The following is a 14,762-nucleotide window of genomic DNA, read 5'->3' as shown; positions in this document are numbered from 1 at the left end:
GCCGCCACTGTTCACACATGCCCCACACGCTTACCCTTGATCGCCATGGCATCCACACCAGGCGGTAACCGCAGGACGCGTCTTCACGTGGTCAGCGACGTGCACGGCAACGTTCGCGACCTGGCCCGCGCCGGCGAGGGCGCCGACGGCCTGATCTGCCTGGGTGACCTCGTTCTCTTCCTGGACTACGCCGACCACTCGCGCGGCATCTTCCCCGACCTGTTCGGCGTCGAGAACGCCGACCGCATCGTCGAGCTGCGCACCGCCCGCCGCTTCGAGGAGGCGCGCGAGTTCGGGGCCCGGCTGTGGGCGGGCATCGGCACCGACCGGGCGGCCGCGGTCGAGAAGGCGGTACGGCGGCAGTACGCCGAGCTGTTCGCCGCGTTCCCGGCGCCGACGTACGCGACCTACGGCAATGTCGACATGCCGCCACTGTGGCGGGAGTACGCCCGGCCCGGCACCACGGTGCTCGACGGGGAGCGCGTGGAGATCGGCGGGTGGGTCTTCGGCTTCGTCGGCGGCGGCCTGCGGACCCCCATGCGCACCCCGTACGAGATCAGCGACGAGGAGTACGCCGCGAAGATCGAGGCGGTGGGGGACGTGGACGTGCTGTGCACGCACATCCCGCCGGAGGTGCCCGAACTGGTCTACGACACGGTCGCCCGCCGCTTCGAACGCGGCAGCCGTGCCCTGCTGGACGCGATCCGCCGCACCCGGCCCCGGTACGCGCTGTTCGGCCACGTCCACCAGCCGCTGGTACGGCGCATGCGGATCGGGGCGACCGAGTGCGTCAACGTCGGGCACTTCGCCGGGTCCGGGCAGCCGTGGGCGCTGGAATGGTGAGAGACCCCAGGTGGGGGTGGAGTCGGGCGCCAGCGTGCGCGGTAGCCTTCACGCTGCACACACGTGCGCACGACGACCTCAGTACCGGCCCGTATCTGGAGGAGCCACGGCGATGGCGGAACACACCAGCTCGAGCATCACGATCGAGGCGGCACCGGCCGACGTCATGGCGGTGATCGCCGACTTCGCCCGCTATCCGGACTGGACCGGCGAGGTGAAGGAGGCCGAGGTCCTCAAGACCGACGAGCAGGGCCGCGCCGAGCAGGTCCGCCTCGTCATGGACGCCGGCGCCATCAAGGACGACCAGACCCTGGGCTACACCTGGACCGGCGACCACGAGGTCTCCTGGACCCTGGTCAAGTCCCAGATGCTGCGCTCCCTGGACGGCTCGTACATCCTCAAGCCGGCCGGCGCCGGGGCGACCGAGGTGACGTACCAGCTGACGGTGGACGTCAAGATCCCGATGCTGGGGATGATCAAGCGCAAGGCGGAGAAGGTCATCATCGACCGTGCGCTGGCGGGGCTGAAGAAGCGGGTGGAGTCGGGCTCCTAGCCCGTCGGGCGTTTTCTCCCAGCCCGTCGGCGTTTGAGGACGAGCGCGCCAGCGCGACACGGGGTGTGGCGGCGGAGCCCCCAGGAACGGGACGGGCAGGGGCGGCGGGGGCGAAAACCGCCTGGGCGCCGCCCAGGTACCGTTCACCCTCATGCGCACCATCCTGATCACGGGCCCGGGCGGCAGCGGCCGTACGACCACCGCGGCCGCCGCCGCGCTCTCCGCCGCCCGCGAGGGCACCCGCACGCTCGTCCTGAGCGCCGACCGCACGGACACCCTCGGCGCGGCCCTGGGTACGGCGACCGGGCCGGTCCCGCAGGAGGTCGCGCCCCGCCTCACGGCCTGGCGCCCGGACGCGGTCGGGCGGTTCCGCGAGGACCTCACGGCGTTCCAGGCCCGCGCGGCATCCGCCTTCGACCTCCTCGGCGCCTCCCGCCTCGACCCGGAGGAACTCACCCCCCTCCCCGGCGCCGAGGAGCTCGCCCTCCTGCGCGCCCTGCGCGACGCGGCCCTCGCGGAAAGCCACGACCTCCTGGTCGTCGACCTCCCGCCCACCCCGCAGGCCCTCGCCCTGCTCGCCCTGCCCGAGGAACTGCGCCGCTACCTGCGCCGCCTGCTCCCGCCCGAGCGCCAGGCGGCCCGCGCCCTGCGCCCCGTCCTCGGCCGGCTCGCCGGCGTCCCCATGCCCGCGGAGTGGCTGTACGAGACGGCCGCCCGCTGGGACGTGGAGCTCGCAGCCGTGCAGGCCGTCCTCGCCGACCACGACACCGTCGTACGGCTGGTCGCCGAACCCGGCCCGGCCGGCACCGACGCCGTCCGCACCGCCGGCCTCGCCCTCGCCCTGCGCGGCCTGCGGCCCGACGTACTGGTCGCGAACCGTGTCCTGCCGGAGCCCGCCGCGGACAGCTGGCTCGCCGGCCCCGTCGCCCAGCAGCGCAAGGCCCTGGACGAGTGGCAGGAGTCGTACGACGTCCGGGCAGTCCCCCATCTCGGCCGGGACCCGCGCGGCACCGACGACCTCGCCGCACTCTCCGTGCCCGGTGTCAACGGCACAACCTCCACCATCGAGTGGCCCGTCAGCGACCGGCTCGCCGAGGACGGCGTGCTCGTCTGGCACGTCCCGCTGCCCGGTGCGATACGGGACGAGCTGGACCTCGTCCGGCGCGGCGACGAACTCGTCGTCACGGCAGGGCAGTTCCGCCGGATCGTGCCGCTGCCGTCCGCCCTGCGCCGCTGCACCGTGGACGGGGCCGGACTGCGGGAGGGCGAGCTGCGCGTCCGCTTCGCGCCGGACCCGGACCTGTGGCCTCAGACCCGGTGAACTGCGTACGCCCGTTCGGGTAACGTCGTAGAGACGAACCGTAGTCAGGAGTCCGTCATGAGCGAAGAGCTCCCCCCGTCCGACGGCACCGAGGACGAGGCGGCCGACGAGGTACGGGCGACCGACGCCGACGCCTGGGCCACGGCGTGTGCCGAGGACCTCGCGGCGGAGAAGGCCCGCCGCCGTGCCGAGTACGGCCCGCCCGCCGGCTCGGCCGCCGAGGAACTGCGCAAGCTCGTCGACGCCGTCACCGACAAGCTGTCCTCGATCCAGTCCCCGCTGCTCGGCGCGGTCGCCGGACCGGCCGCCCAGCAGGCGGTGAAGCAGGCCGTCCAGCAGGCCAGGGCCGCCGTCGAGCCCGTCATCGAACGCAATCCGGACGTTTTCGAGCACCTCGCGGCGGCCGGCAACGAACTCCTCGCCGCCTACCGCTCCGCGGTCCAGGCCCAGGAACGGCGCTGGACGACCAGGGAGAAGGACCCGCGCGACCTGGACGACCGGGACGACGGGGGCGACGACGCCGGTCCCGGGGAACGCATCGACCTGGACTGACGGCGCCGGGATCTTCCTGACGCCGCCGGGCCCGTCCGCTGATCGGACGGCGGGAATCCCATGGCAGGGCCTCGGGTACGGTTGGCCGTAGCGGGGCTCGACCGAAACTGAGGGATTCATGGGACTCACCATCGGCGTCGACATCGGCGGCACGAAGATCGCGGCCGGCGTGGTCGATGAGGAAGGCAACATCCTCTCGACCTACAAGGTGCCGACCCCGGGCACGCCCGACGGCATCGTGGACGCCATCGCCTCCGCGGTGGAGGGTGCTCATGCCGGCCACGAGATCGTCGGTGTGGGCATCGGTGCGGCCGGTTACGTCAACCGCCAGCGCTCGACGGTCTACTTCGCGCCGAACATCGACTGGCGCAACGAGCCTCTGAAGGAGAAGGTCGAGGCCCGCGTGGGCCTCCCCGTCGTCGTCGAGAACGATGCCAACGCGGCCGCGTGGGGCGAGTACAAGTTCGGCGGCGGCAAGGGCCACCGCAACGTCATCTGCATCACCCTCGGCACCGGCCTCGGCGGCGGCATCATCATCGGCAACAAGCTGCGCCGGGGCCACTTCGGCGTGGCGGCCGAGTTCGGCCACATCCGGATGGTCCCGGACGGCCTGCTGTGCGGCTGCGGCTCGCAGGGCTGCTGGGAGCAGTACGCGTCCGGCCGGGCCCTCGTCAGATACGCCAAGCAGCGCGCCAAGGCCACCCCCGAGAACGCGGAGATCCTGCTCGGTCTGGGTGACGGCACCCCCGACGGCATCGAGGGCAAGCACATCTCCATGGCCGCCCGCCAGGGCGACCCGGTCGCCGTCGACTCCTACCGCGAGCTGGCCCGCTGGGCCGGCGCCGGCCTCGCCGACCTGGCCTCCCTCTTCGACCCGTCCGCCTTCATCGTCGGCGGCGGCCTCTCGGACGAGGGCGAGCTGGTCCTCGACCCGATCCGCAACTCCTACAAGCGCTGGCTGGTCGGCGGCAACTGGCGCCCGGTCGCCGACGTGATCGCGGCCCAGCTCGGCAACAAGGCGGGCCTGGTGGGCGCGGCGGACCTGGCCAGGGAGCCCGACCCGATCATGTAAGGGTCACTTTGCGAGATGCGGTGCCTTCGCGCCCCTCCAGGGGCGCGGGGCTGTGTGGGTATGCGGCTCCGCCGCGTGGGCGTGACCAGTCACGACGAACCGCGGCCGACCACGTATCGTGACGGCATGGTGACGTCCACGCTCCCCAACTCCCGCACCGAGCCCGACGGTTCCGCGGTCATCCGCGTCCTCGGCTACAACATCCGCTCGATGCGCGACGACACCGCCGCCCTCGCCCGAGTGATCACCGCCTGCGCCCCCGACCTGGTCCTGATCCAGGAAGCCCCCCGCTTCTTCCGCTGGCGCAAGAAGCTGGCCCGCCTCGCGGCCGCAACCGGTCAGGTGATCCTCTCCGGCGGAGCCACCGCAGCGGGGCCGGCGATCCTGTGCTCCCTGCGGGCGACCGTCGAGCGCACGGAGGACGTCCTGCTGCCTCTCACCCCCGGCCTGCACCGACGCGGCTTCGCCACCGCGGTCGTCCGCTTCGGCGGCGCCCGGCTCGGTGTGCTCAGCTGCCATCTGAGCCTCCAGAAGGACGAGCGGTACGAGCAGGGCGGCATGCTCCTGGACCGGCTCGCCGGGATGGGCGCGGAGCACGCGGTCGCGGGCGGCGACATCAACGAGGGCCCAGGCGGCCGTACGTTCAGGAGCCTGGCCGCCGGCCTTCAGGACTGCCGGGCGACCGCTCCGTGGGGCGGCGAGTACACCTCGACGCCCGCCGATCCCCACCAGCGCATCGACGCGATCTTCGCCACGAAGGGCGTCGAGGTCCTCGGCTGCGGGGTACCGCTGGGCCATCCTGGCGTGACGGAAGCAGACATGAGGGCGGCCACGGACCACCTTCCGGTGCTGGCCGCCCTGAGAGTTCCCGCGCTCTAGACGTTCCGGCGCTCTCGACGTTCCCGCGCCCGGGCCCGGTCGTCAGATTCCCGCCTGCCGCGGCGGACGACGGGAATGTCACGACAGGCCTAGACGACGGCTCCCCGCCCCGGATCGTCGTCCTCCTCGTCGCCGGGGTTCATCCGCATCACCAGCGTGGCGAAGCCGCCCAGGAAGCCGCCGATGCCGAGCGTGGTCAGCCACCAGGTCATGTCCCAGCCGAGTACGACCGCGAGAAGCAGCAGCACCGGACCGCCGATCACGGCGAGCCAGGCGAACTTCGCGGTCACGTCGGCGGCCGGCAGCGGCGGCGGCTCCGGTGGTACGAAGTGGCCCTCGTCGTCCTCGTCGAAGTCCTCCTCGGCAGGCGCGGGTGTGCTGTAGTCACGCGGGCCGATGCCGGGCGCGAAGGAGACGGAGCTGCCCAGCGGACCCGTCGGCTTCTCCTCCCTCGGCTTCTCCTCCCCCGGCTTCCCGTCATCGGGCTCCGGCTCCGGCAGCGCCAGGTCCTCGACCGACTTGAAGGGCTTGGCGCCCGGCGGGTCCGGCGGCTCCTCGCCGTACCCTTCGACGATCGCCGCCCAGACGGCCGCCTCGTCGAAGGGGGCGCCCTTCTCGTCCGGCTCGCGGTCCTCGCGGTCGGAGTCGTGCTCAGCCACCTTCGGCCGTCCCTTCCTGCCTGCGCGGCCGACCCGCGCCGGACGCCTCCTTGCCGGCACCGGGTGCGAGCCGGTCGATGAACGCGAAGCTCTCCCCGAAGATCCGCTCCGCGTCATGGTCCAACGTCGCGACGTGGTAGCTCTGTTCCAGCAGGATCTCCGTCACGTCCGTCGAGGAGACCCGGCCGAGGACCCGCGCGGAGTCGGCCGCCGGCACCACGTGGTCCTGCGGGCTGTGCAGGAGCAGCAACGGCTGGGTGACCTGCGGCAGCTCGCCGTCCACCAGCCGGAAGAAGACGCGCAGTGAGTGCGCCGCGTGCAGCGGCACCCTGTCGTACCCGAGCTCGACGACGCCCTCCTTCGCGATGTCGCTCACGATGCCCTTCGTCGTCCGGACGAAGTGACGGACGACCGGAAGGGCGTGCGCGGCCAGGCCGTGCACCTTGTTGCCCGGGTTGACGGCGATGATCCCGCTGACCGCGTCCCCGTGCTTGGCCGCGAGCCGCAGCGCGAGCCCGGCGCCCATCGACAGGCCGGCCACGAACACCCGCTCGCAGCGTTCGCCCATGTGGTACAGCTCGCGGTCCACCTCCGCGTACCAGTCCTGCCAGCCGGTGAGCTGCATGTCCTCCCAGCGCGTGCCGTGCCCGGGCAGCAGCGGCAGCGAGACGGACAGGCCGCGCTCGGCGAGGTACTCCGCCCAGGGACGCAGCGACTGGGGAGAGCCGGTGAAGCCGTGGCAGAGGAGGACACCTGCCTCCCCGCCCTCGTGGCGGAACGGCTCGGCTCCGGGGAGGACCGGCACCTTCGGGTCTCCTGTCCATCAGAGGGGCGTGAACAAGTCCAGGTGTGGTTCACCGTACGCGACCGCACTGACACCGACCAGGGTCGTCGGGGCCTTTGGGAGAGAGCCGGGTTAAGGTCTGATCTACAGACACAGGAGGCACTCGGTTGTTGTACGGCGCGATGAAGGTATCCATCGGGGGCCCGCTGAAGCTCGCCTTCAGGCCCTGGGTGGAAGGCCTCGAGAACGTACCGGCCGAGGGCCCCGCGATCCTGGCGAGCAACCACCTCTCCTTCTCGGACTCGTTCTTCCTGCCCGCGGTCCTCAACCGCAAGGTGACGTTCATCGCGAAGGCCGAGTACTTCACCACGCCCGGCGTGAAGGGCCGGCTGACGGCCGCCTTCTTCAAGGGGGTCGGCCAGCTCCCGGTGGACCGCTCCGGCGCGCGCGGCGCGGGCGAGGCCGCGGTCAGGAGCGGCATCGGGGTCCTGGAGCGCGGTGAGCTGTTCGGGATCTACCCGGAAGGCACGCGCTCGCCCGACGGCCGGCTCTACCGCGGCAAACCGGGTGGCCTCGCGCGCGTGGCGCTGGCCACCGGAGCGCCCGTCATCCCGGTCGCCATGATCGACACGGAGAAGATCCAGCCACCCGGCAAGGTCGTGCCGAAGCTGATGAGACCCGGCATCCGCATAGGCAGGCCGCTGGACTTCAGCCGCTACCAGGGCATGGAGCACGACCGGTTCGTGCTCCGGGCGGTGACCGACGAGGTCATGTACGAAATCATGAGGCTTTCCGGCCAGGAGTACGTCGACATGTACGCGGCCGCCGCCAAGCGGCAGATCGCGGAGGCGGCGAAGGCCGAGAAGGAAGCGGAGAAGGCGGAGCAGAGGGCGGCGAAGGCCGCACTCGCGCAGGCGCAGAAGGAACAGGCGCAGAACGAACAGGCGGGGAAGGACAGCGCACAGTAGGTGCGGGTCCGGGGGAGTGAGCCGTACCGGCTGGAGCGCGCCGGAGGCGAACGGCCCAAAAGAGGGGTGGGGTAGTGGCGAAGCGTGAGCGCGTCATGCGCATGTCTGTCGAGCTGCCGCTGTGGCGTGCGCTCAGCGGATACCGGGTGCTCACGATGCTGTACGCGGTCGGCCTCTTCGCCACCGCCTACGACGAGTTCGCCCGCCCCTGGGTCGCCGTCACGTACTACTGCGTCCTGTTCGTCTGGACCCTGGCCACCCTGCCCAGGGTCGCGAACGCGGCGAACTGCACCAGGCCCTTCCTCGCCGCCGACCTGACCATCGCCCTCAGCGGGATCATGCTCACGCCGGTCGCCGACGCGCACGAGCGGATCCAGGAGGGCGGTCCGACCCTGCCGTCGATCTGGACCGCGGGCGCGGTCCTGGCCTTCGCCATCAAGGGCGGCTGGCGCTGGGCGGCCCTCGCCTCCACGCTCGTCGCCGTCGCCAACCTGGTCGAGCGGGGCACCCCGGCCCGCGACACCGTCCACAACGTGATCCTCGTCTGGGTCGCCTCCATCGCCATCGGGTACGTCGTCGAGGTCGCCCGCGCCTCCGAGCGCACCCTCGCCCGCGCCCTGGAGATCGAGGCCGCCACCCGTGAACGGGAGCGGCTCGCCCGGGACATCCACGACAGCGTCCTGCAGGTGCTGGCGATGGTGCAGCGGCGCGGCGCCGTCATCGGCGGCGAGGCGGCCGAGCTGGGCCGGATGGCCGGCGAACAGGAGGTGGCGCTGCGCACGCTGGTCTCCGGCGGTCTCGTGCCCGTGTCCCGGGCGTCGGAGGACGCGGCCGAGGGAGCCGTCGTACGGACCGTCGAGGAACCGGACGACGACGGGCCGGTCGATCTGCGCGCCCTGCTCGCCCCGTACGCCGCCGCGAAGGTCAGCCTCGCCGAGCCCGGTGCTCCCGTGCCGCTGCCGCCGGCCGCCGCGAGGGAACTGGCCGCGGCCGTCGGGGCCGCCCTGGACAACGTCCGCAGGCATGCCGGGCAGCACGCGCGCGCGTGGATCCTGGTCGAGGACGAGCCGGACTCCGTGATCGTGACCGTACGGGACGACGGCCCCGGCATCCCCGAGGGGCGGCTCGCGCAGGCAGAGGGCGAGGGGCGGCTCGGTGTGGCCCTGTCGATCCGGGGCCGGCTGCGCGAACTCGGCGGCAGCGCCGAGCTGATCTCGGTGCCGGGCCAGGGCACGGAGGTCGAGCTGAAAGTACCGAAGGACACAGAGGTTTCACGGGGGAAGGCGGAGCAGCGATGACGGACACCGAGGGCCGGCAGGACCCGATCAAGGTCATGGTGGTCGACGACCACCCTATGTGGCGCGACGCCGTCGCCCGAGACCTGGCCGAGTCGGGCTTCGACGTGGTCGCCACCGCCGGTGACGGCGACCAGGCCGTGCGCCGCGCCAAGGCCGCCGCACCCGACGTCCTCGTGCTCGACCTCAACCTGCCCGCCAAGCCCGGCGTCCAGGTCTGCAAGGAGCTCGTCGGCGCCAACCCGGCGCTGCGCGTGCTGGTGCTGTCGGCGAGCGGTGAGCACGCCGACGTACTGGAGGCCGTGAAGTCGGGCGCCACCGGCTATCTGCTCAAGTCGGCCTCGACCGGCGAACTGCTCGACGCGGTGCGCCGCACGGCGGTCGGGGACCCCGTCTTCACTCCCGGGCTCGCGGGCCTGGTCCTCGGCGAGTACCGCCGTCTCGCCTCCGAGCCCGCGCCCGCCGCGGACACCGACCAGCCGGGGGCCCCGCAGCTCACGGACCGCGAGACCGAGGTGCTGCGGCTGGTCGCCAAGGGCCTGAGCTACAAGCAGATCGCCGAACGCCTGGTCATCTCCCACCGCACGGTCCAGAACCACGTTCAGAACACTCTCGGGAAGCTGCAACTGCACAACCGCGTGGAGCTGGTGCGGTACGCGATCGAGCGCGGGCTTGACGACGAGTAAACCAACCACCGGACGATTCACCGGAATTGCCGTTCCCGCCCATCCCCGTGTGACCTGGACCACTACTAGCGTGACCCTCACCAGGCAACCGCGGCGAAGGGACATTTCCATGCGGGTCGGAGTACTGACCGGAGGCGGCGACTGCCCCGGGCTCAACGCCGTCATCCGGGGCATCGTCCGCAAGGGCGTGCAGGAGTACGGCTACGACTTCGTCGGCTTCCGGGACGGCTGGCGAGGGCCCCTCGAAGGGGACACCGTCCGCCTCGACATCCCCGCCGTGCGCGGCATCCTGCCCCGCGGCGGCACCATCCTCGGATCCTCGCGCACGAATCCTCTCAAGCAGGACAACGGCATCCGCCGTATCAAGGAGAACCTCGCCAAGCTGGAGGTCGAAGCGCTCATCACGATCGGCGGCGAGGACACTCTGGGTGTCGCCGCGAGCCTGTCCGACGAGTACGGCATGCCGTGCGTCGGCGTGCCGAAGACCATCGACAACGACCTGTCCGCCACCGACTACACCTTCGGTTTCGACACCGCGGTCGGCATCGCGACGGAGGCGATCGACCGGCTGCACACCACCGCCGAGTCGCACATGCGCGTCCTGGTCTGCGAGGTGATGGGCCGCCACGCCGGCTGGATCGCCATCCACTCCGGCCTGGCCGGCGGCGCCAACGTCATCCTCATCCCCGAGCAGCGCTTCGACGTGGACCAGGTGTGCGCCTGGGTGACCTCCCGCTTCAAGGCGTCGTACGCGCCGATCGTGGTCGTCGCGGAGGGAGCCATGCCGAAGGACGGGGACATGGTGCTCAAGGACCAGTCACTCGACTCCTTCGGACACGTGCGGCTGTCCGGCGTCGGCGAGTGGCTGGCGAAGGAGATCGAGAGGCGCACGGGCAAGGAGGCCCGTACCACCGTTCTCGGGCACATCCAGCGCGGCGGTACCCCCAGCGCCTTCGACCGCTGGCTCGCCACCCGTTTCGGGCTGCACGCCATCGAGGCCGTCCGGGACGGCGACTTCGGCAAGATGGTCGCGCTGCGCGGCACGGACATCGTCCGCGTTCCGATCGCGGAGGCGACGGCCAAGCTGAAGACGGTGGATCCCGCGCTCTACGAGGAGGTCGGGGTCTTCTTCGGCTGATCCGGAAACCGGGCCATGGGCCGTATGTTCGGCGTACTCGGCCCATGGCCCGGCAGGGTGATCCTGGTGAAGCGGCCTCGTCGACACCGCGGCCCTCGTCACCGAACTGCGCGAGGGCCGCTTCACGGGCGTCGGACCGGACGTCTACGAGGCGGAGGCGGGTTTGTTCTACCTCGACAAGTCCCGGGAGGCCGTCGAGGACGACACCCTGGCCCGCCTCGTCACGTTCCCGGACGTCCTGATCACCTCCCACCAGGCCTACTACACCGAGGACGCCGTCGGTCAGATCATCGACGCCACGGTGAAGAACGTCCTGGACTACAAGGCCGGCCGCCGCTCCGAGAACGTGCTGGTGCCGCGCAGCTGACCGACCAGCTCCCGTACGACCGCGGTGCCGTCGAGGGTGAGTACCGACTCCGGGTGGAACTGGACACCGGTGACTGCATTCCTGGGCGTGCCTCCGGCACGACGCCGCCCGCGCAGCGCGTGCACCTCGCCGCTCGCGCTGCGGCTGACCTCGATGCCGTGCGCGGCCAGCTCCGCGGCCTTCTCCGCGTCGCAGTGCGCCACGAAGCTGTTGTAGAAGCCGACGGTCTCCGTCCGCCCGAACAGGTCGATCTCCATCTGCGCCCCCTGGTAGGGCACCTCCTTCCGCACGATCTCCAGGCCCAGCTCCACCGCGATCAGCTCATGCCCGAGGCAGACACCGAGGACGCCGTGCCGGTGCTCCCGGATCACCTCGGCGGTCAGGGCGCGCAGGAACCGCATCTTGGGGTCGGTCACATCGCCGGGATCACCCGGCCCCGGGCCGAGGACGACCGGCCCCTCGTGCGCGAGCACCGCCTCCCGCAGCCCGGGCTCGTCGTACCGCCGGACGGTCACCTCCAGGCCGCTCGACCGCAGGACATGGGCGAGCATCGCCGTGAAGGTGTCCTCCCCGTCGACGACCAGGGCGTGGCCCTGAAGGTCGTCCGACCGCTCCTGCATCCGCAGCCAGAAGGGGGCCAGCGAGGCCCGGCGCCCGTCCAGCGCGGCCCGCACCCGCGGGTCGTCGGCCAGCCGGGGCCGTACGCTCTCCCCGCGCGGTCGCTGCTCACGGATCCCCAGCGCCGCCAGCACCCCCGCCGCCTTGGCGTGCGTCTCCGCGACCTCGCCCACCGGATCCGAGCCGCGTACCAGGGTGGCGCCGACCGGCACCCGCAGCCGGCCGTCCGCGTCGAGGTCGGCGGTGCGGATGAGAATGGGGGAGTCGAGGGTCTGGGCCCCGCCCGGCTCCCTCCCGAGGAGCGCCAGCGCACCGGCGTAGTACCCGCGGCCGCCGACCTCGTGCCGCTCGATGACCCGGCAGGCGTTCTGCACCGGCGAGCCGGTGACGGTCGCGGCGAACATGGTCTCCTTGAGCACCTCCCGCACATCCAGCGACGACCGGCCGCGCAGCTCGTACTCGGTGTGCGCGAGGTGCGCCATCTCCTTCAGCCGCGGCCCGACGACGACCCCGCCCATGTCGCCGACCGTGCACATCATCTTGAGCTCCTCGTCCACGACCATCGACAGCTCCTCGATCTCCTTGCCGTCGGCGAGGAAGCCGAGCAGATGCTCGGGCGTCGGCCCTTCGGCGGGATAGCGGTACGTCCCGCTGATCGGGTTCATGACGACCGTGCCGCCGGACATCCGCACATGCACCTCGGGACTGGCGCCGACCAGCGTCCGCCCACCCGTCCCGTTTCCGGTGTGCACGACGAACGTCCAGTACGCACCCCGCTCGCCCACCAGGAGCCGCCGGAACAGGGCCAGCGCGTCGGCGCGTCCGAATCCCGGGATCTCACCCTCGTACGTCCGCCGGATCACGAAGTTCGCGCCCTCGCCCCGCCCGATCTCCTCCCGCAGCACCCGTCCGACGATCTCCGCGTACTCCTCGTCGTCGACGTCGAAGCCGCCGCCCTCGACCCGCACGTGGTGCGCCGGAAGCTGGGCGAGGGCCTCGGCGAGCGGGATCTCGTACGTCTCCTCGGGTGTCAGCGCCGTCAGCGGTGTCCCGTCGTCGCACACGTCGAAGCCGCGCTCGCGGATCTGCCGGAAGGGAATCAGGGCCAGACCCTCGTCGGGGAGGCCGGCGAGACGGTCGTGCGTCGTCACCGGGCCGATCAGGACTTCGACGAGCCCGTGATCGCGACCCGGGGTACGGCGGCGGAGCAGGGCGAAGGGGCGGTCGTCGTGCAGGAGCTGTGCCAGGTCCATGGTTCCTCTTCCGTCGATGTCGATCGATGTCGGTGAGGAACGACCCCGGAAACGCCGAAGGCCGCCCCTCGGGCGGCCTTCGCGAAGTTGTGCGTACGCGCAGTCAGTGGGCCGCCGGGTGAGCGGTCCACCACCAGTTCTGGGTCGAGTGCGCGAACATGCGAGGCACCCTACCTCAAGTCCGCACCGTGTACCCCGTGTCTCATTTGCTGGGCATGGGGCGGAAGGTACGACACGACCCCGTAATGTTGACGTCGTGACCGTGAACGCTAAGACCAGCGCGAGCGCTGGCAACACCTGGCGAAACCTGCCCGCGGCGCAGCAGCCCGAGTACCCCGACACCGAGGCTCTGCGCGCAGTGATCGCGGACCTCGCGTCGTATCCGCCACTCGTCTTCGCGGGCGAGTGCGACCAGCTGCGCGCCCGGATGGCGGCCGTCGCCAAGGGAGAGGCGTTCCTCCTCCAGGGCGGCGACTGTGCCGAGGCGTTCGACGCGGTGTCCGCCGACCACATCCGCAACAAGCTCAAGACCCTGCTCCAGATGGGCGCCGTGCTGACGTACGCCGCGTCCGTGCCCGTGGTGAAGGTGGGCCGGATCGCCGGCCAGTACTCCAAGCCGCGCTCCAAGCCGACCGAGACCCGCGACGGTGTCACGCTCCCGACCTACCGGGGTGACTCCGTCAACGGCTTCGACTTCACCGAGGCCGCCCGCGTCCCGGACCCCGAGCGCCTCAAGCGGATGTACAACGCGTCCGCATCCACGCTCAACCTGGTGCGCGCCTTCACCACCGGCGGCTACGCCGACCTGCGACAGGTGCACGCCTGGAACCAGGACTTCGTGAAGTCGTCACCGTCCGGCCAGCGCTACGAGCAGCTCGCCCGTGAGATCGACAACGCGCTCAACTTCATGCACGCCTGCGGGACCGACCCGGAGGAGTTCAAAACCGTCGAGTTCTACGCCTCCCACGAGGCGCTGCTTCTCGACTACGAGTCCGCGCTGACCAGGGTCGACTCGCGCACCGGCCATCTGTACGACGTCTCCGGCCACATGGTGTGGATCGGCGAGCGGACCCGGCAGCTGGACGGCGCGCACATCGAGTTCGCCTCGAAGATCCGCAACCCGATCGGCATCAAGCTCGGCCCGACGACCACGGCCGAGGAGGCGCTGCAGTACATCGAGCGCCTCGACCCCGATCGCGAGCCGGGCCGGCTGACCTTCATCGTCCGCATGGGCGCCGACAAGATCCGCGACAAGCTCCCCGAGCTGGTCGAGAAGGTCACGGCGTCCGGCGCGGTGGTGGCCTGGGTGACCGACCCGATGCACGGCAACACCTTCGAGGCCGCCTCCGGCCACAAGACCCGCCGCTTCGACGACGTGCTCGACGAGGTCAAGGGCTTCTTCGAGGTCCACAAGGCCCTGGGCACCCACCCGGGCGGCATCCATGTGGAGCTCACCGGTGACGACGTCACCGAGTGCGTGGGCGGCGGCGACGAGATCTTCGTCGACGACCTGCACCAGCGTTACGAGACTGCCTGCGACCCGCGTCTGAATCGCAGCCAGTCCCTCGACCTGGCGTTCCTCGTCGCGGAGATGTACCGGGACCAGTAGCAGATCAGTAACGGGGGCACCCGTTACATACGCGAAGTGGGGCGCGGATCACATACGATCCGCGCCCCACTCCACTTTTGCGGCAGCTGGGCGGCGGGTAAGGTTAGGTTAGCCTCACCGATCATGGGGACGGCGCCACTTATCGATCCCGGCCGGGAGGTGAAC

At 71.3% G+C, this 14,762-nt stretch carries 15 protein-coding genes and 1 pseudogene; 12 read left to right on the top strand and 4 right to left on the bottom strand.

The genetic code is table 11. From position 1 onward, the window contains the following. The first annotated feature begins 45 nt into the window (after window positions 1–45). The 6 genes from ACZ562_RS18695 (at window position 46) to ACZ562_RS18670 (ending at window position 5,220) form a co-directional block, all read left to right on the top strand. Window positions 46–843 (top strand): metallophosphoesterase family protein, encoded by a 798-nt coding sequence (locus ACZ562_RS18695; RefSeq protein ID WP_471180002.1) that lies wholly within the window; start codon window positions 46–48, stop codon window positions 841–843. Window positions 844–955: 112 nt separating this feature from the next. Continuing rightward, entirely contained in the window at window positions 956–1,396 is a 441-nt protein-coding gene (locus ACZ562_RS18690; RefSeq protein ID WP_471180000.1) for an SRPBCC family protein, read from the top strand. A gap of 151 nt (window positions 1,397–1,547) precedes the next feature. Next, the gene (locus ACZ562_RS18685; protein WP_471179997.1) at window positions 1,548–2,717 is read left to right on the top strand and encodes an ArsA family ATPase; all 1,170 of its coding nucleotides are present in this window, start codon (window positions 1,548–1,550) and stop codon (window positions 2,715–2,717) included. Window positions 2,718–2,774: 57 nt separating this feature from the next. Further along, window positions 2,775–3,269, top strand: a complete 495-nt coding sequence (locus ACZ562_RS18680) for a DUF5304 domain-containing protein (RefSeq protein WP_471179995.1) — start codon at window positions 2,775–2,777, stop codon at window positions 3,267–3,269. Window positions 3,270–3,387: 118 nt separating this feature from the next. Beyond that, window positions 3,388–4,341 carry an ROK family glucokinase gene (locus ACZ562_RS18675; protein ID WP_471179992.1) on the top strand — a complete coding sequence of 318 codons (954 nt, stop codon included), beginning with the start codon at window positions 3,388–3,390 and terminating at the stop codon, window positions 4,339–4,341. 126 nt (window positions 4,342–4,467) lie between these two features. Continuing rightward, window positions 4,468–5,220 carry an endonuclease/exonuclease/phosphatase family protein gene (locus tag ACZ562_RS18670; RefSeq protein WP_471179990.1) on the top strand — a complete coding sequence of 251 codons (753 nt, stop codon included), beginning with the start codon at window positions 4,468–4,470 and terminating at the stop codon, window positions 5,218–5,220. 89 nt (window positions 5,221–5,309) lie between these two features. Here ACZ562_RS18670 and ACZ562_RS18665 read toward each other — a convergent pair whose 3' ends face one another. Both ACZ562_RS18665 and ACZ562_RS18660 read right to left on the bottom strand, forming a co-directional pair. Beyond that, a complete protein-coding gene (locus tag ACZ562_RS18665; protein WP_471179988.1) occupies window positions 5,310–5,879 on the bottom strand; it encodes a hypothetical protein in 570 nt (189 codons plus the stop codon). Next, window positions 5,872–6,684, bottom strand: a complete 813-nt coding sequence (locus tag ACZ562_RS18660; RefSeq protein WP_471179985.1) for an alpha/beta hydrolase — start codon at window positions 6,682–6,684, stop codon at window positions 5,872–5,874. Before ACZ562_RS18660 ends, ACZ562_RS18665 begins: the two co-directional genes overlap by 8 nt. A gap of 161 nt (window positions 6,685–6,845) precedes the next feature. Between ACZ562_RS18660 and ACZ562_RS18655 the strand changes: the two genes are divergently transcribed. From ACZ562_RS18655 to ACZ562_RS18635, 5 genes and pseudogenes are all read left to right on the top strand, one after another. Further along, a complete protein-coding gene (locus tag ACZ562_RS18655; protein WP_471179983.1) occupies window positions 6,846–7,631 on the top strand; it encodes a lysophospholipid acyltransferase family protein in 786 nt (261 codons plus the stop codon). Between the two features lie 74 nt (window positions 7,632–7,705). Then, a complete protein-coding gene (gene macS / locus ACZ562_RS18650; protein ID WP_471179980.1) occupies window positions 7,706–8,929 on the top strand; it encodes a MacS family sensor histidine kinase in 1,224 nt (407 codons plus the stop codon). After that, the gene (locus ACZ562_RS18645; RefSeq protein WP_471179978.1) at window positions 8,926–9,612 is read left to right on the top strand and encodes a response regulator; all 687 of its coding nucleotides are present in this window, start codon (window positions 8,926–8,928) and stop codon (window positions 9,610–9,612) included. The genes macS and ACZ562_RS18645 overlap by 4 nt, the downstream gene beginning before the upstream one ends. Window positions 9,613–9,721: 109 nt before the next feature. Then, window positions 9,722–10,750 carry a 6-phosphofructokinase gene (locus tag ACZ562_RS18640; protein WP_471179976.1) on the top strand — a complete coding sequence of 343 codons (1,029 nt, stop codon included), beginning with the start codon at window positions 9,722–9,724 and terminating at the stop codon, window positions 10,748–10,750. Window positions 10,751–10,823: 73 nt separating this feature from the next. Continuing rightward, a pseudogene (locus ACZ562_RS18635) lies at window positions 10,824–11,117 on the top strand (NAD(P)-dependent oxidoreductase); the annotation flags it as partial. Here ACZ562_RS18635 and ACZ562_RS18630 read toward each other — a convergent pair. Both ACZ562_RS18630 and ACZ562_RS18625 read right to left on the bottom strand, forming a co-directional pair. Next, on the bottom strand, window positions 11,069–12,988 hold the full coding sequence (locus ACZ562_RS18630; protein ID WP_471179973.1) for an anthranilate synthase family protein: 1,920 nt from the start codon (window positions 12,986–12,988) through the stop codon (window positions 11,069–11,071). The pseudogene ACZ562_RS18635 and the gene ACZ562_RS18630 overlap by 49 nt on opposite strands. A gap of 103 nt (window positions 12,989–13,091) precedes the next feature. Next, the gene (locus ACZ562_RS18625; protein WP_071528813.1) at window positions 13,092–13,148 is read right to left on the bottom strand and encodes a trp operon leader peptide; all 57 of its coding nucleotides are present in this window, start codon (window positions 13,146–13,148) and stop codon (window positions 13,092–13,094) included. Window positions 13,149–13,244: 96 nt separating this feature from the next. On the opposite strand from ACZ562_RS18625, the gene ACZ562_RS18620 reads away from it, so the two are divergent. Beyond that, window positions 13,245–14,597, top strand: a complete 1,353-nt coding sequence (locus ACZ562_RS18620) for a class II 3-deoxy-7-phosphoheptulonate synthase (RefSeq protein ID WP_471179971.1) — start codon at window positions 13,245–13,247, stop codon at window positions 14,595–14,597. The last annotated feature ends 165 nt before the right edge of the window (window positions 14,598–14,762 follow it).

Source organism: Streptomyces sp. NPDC040410 (assembly GCF_055595715.1).
This window is presented reverse-complemented; position numbering and strand designations above follow the sequence as displayed.

Excerpts from the sequence above, each read along its gene's own strand:
- ACZ562_RS18675 (WP_471179992.1), top strand. The coding sequence starts at position 3,388 with ATGGGACTCACCATCGGCGTCGACATCGGCGGCACGAAGATCGCGGCC.
- ACZ562_RS18645 (WP_471179978.1), top strand. The coding sequence starts at position 8,926 with ATGACGGACACCGAGGGCCGGCAGGACCCGATCAAGGTCATGGTGGTC.
- ACZ562_RS18640 (WP_471179976.1), top strand. The coding sequence starts at position 9,722 with ATGCGGGTCGGAGTACTGACCGGAGGCGGCGACTGCCCCGGGCTCAAC.
- ACZ562_RS18680 (WP_471179995.1), top strand. The coding sequence starts at position 2,775 with ATGAGCGAAGAGCTCCCCCCGTCCGACGGCACCGAGGACGAGGCGGCC.
- ACZ562_RS18695 (WP_471180002.1), top strand. The coding sequence starts at position 46 with ATGGCATCCACACCAGGCGGTAACCGCAGGACGCGTCTTCACGTGGTC.
- ACZ562_RS18655 (WP_471179983.1), top strand. The coding sequence starts at position 6,846 with ATGAAGGTATCCATCGGGGGCCCGCTGAAGCTCGCCTTCAGGCCCTGG.
- ACZ562_RS18630 (WP_471179973.1), bottom strand. The coding sequence starts at position 12,988 with ATGGACCTGGCACAGCTCCTGCACGACGACCGCCCCTTCGCCCTGCTC.
- ACZ562_RS18690 (WP_471180000.1), top strand. The coding sequence starts at position 956 with ATGGCGGAACACACCAGCTCGAGCATCACGATCGAGGCGGCACCGGCC.
- ACZ562_RS18670 (WP_471179990.1), top strand. The coding sequence starts at position 4,468 with ATGGTGACGTCCACGCTCCCCAACTCCCGCACCGAGCCCGACGGTTCC.
- ACZ562_RS18685 (WP_471179997.1), top strand. The coding sequence starts at position 1,548 with ATGCGCACCATCCTGATCACGGGCCCGGGCGGCAGCGGCCGTACGACC.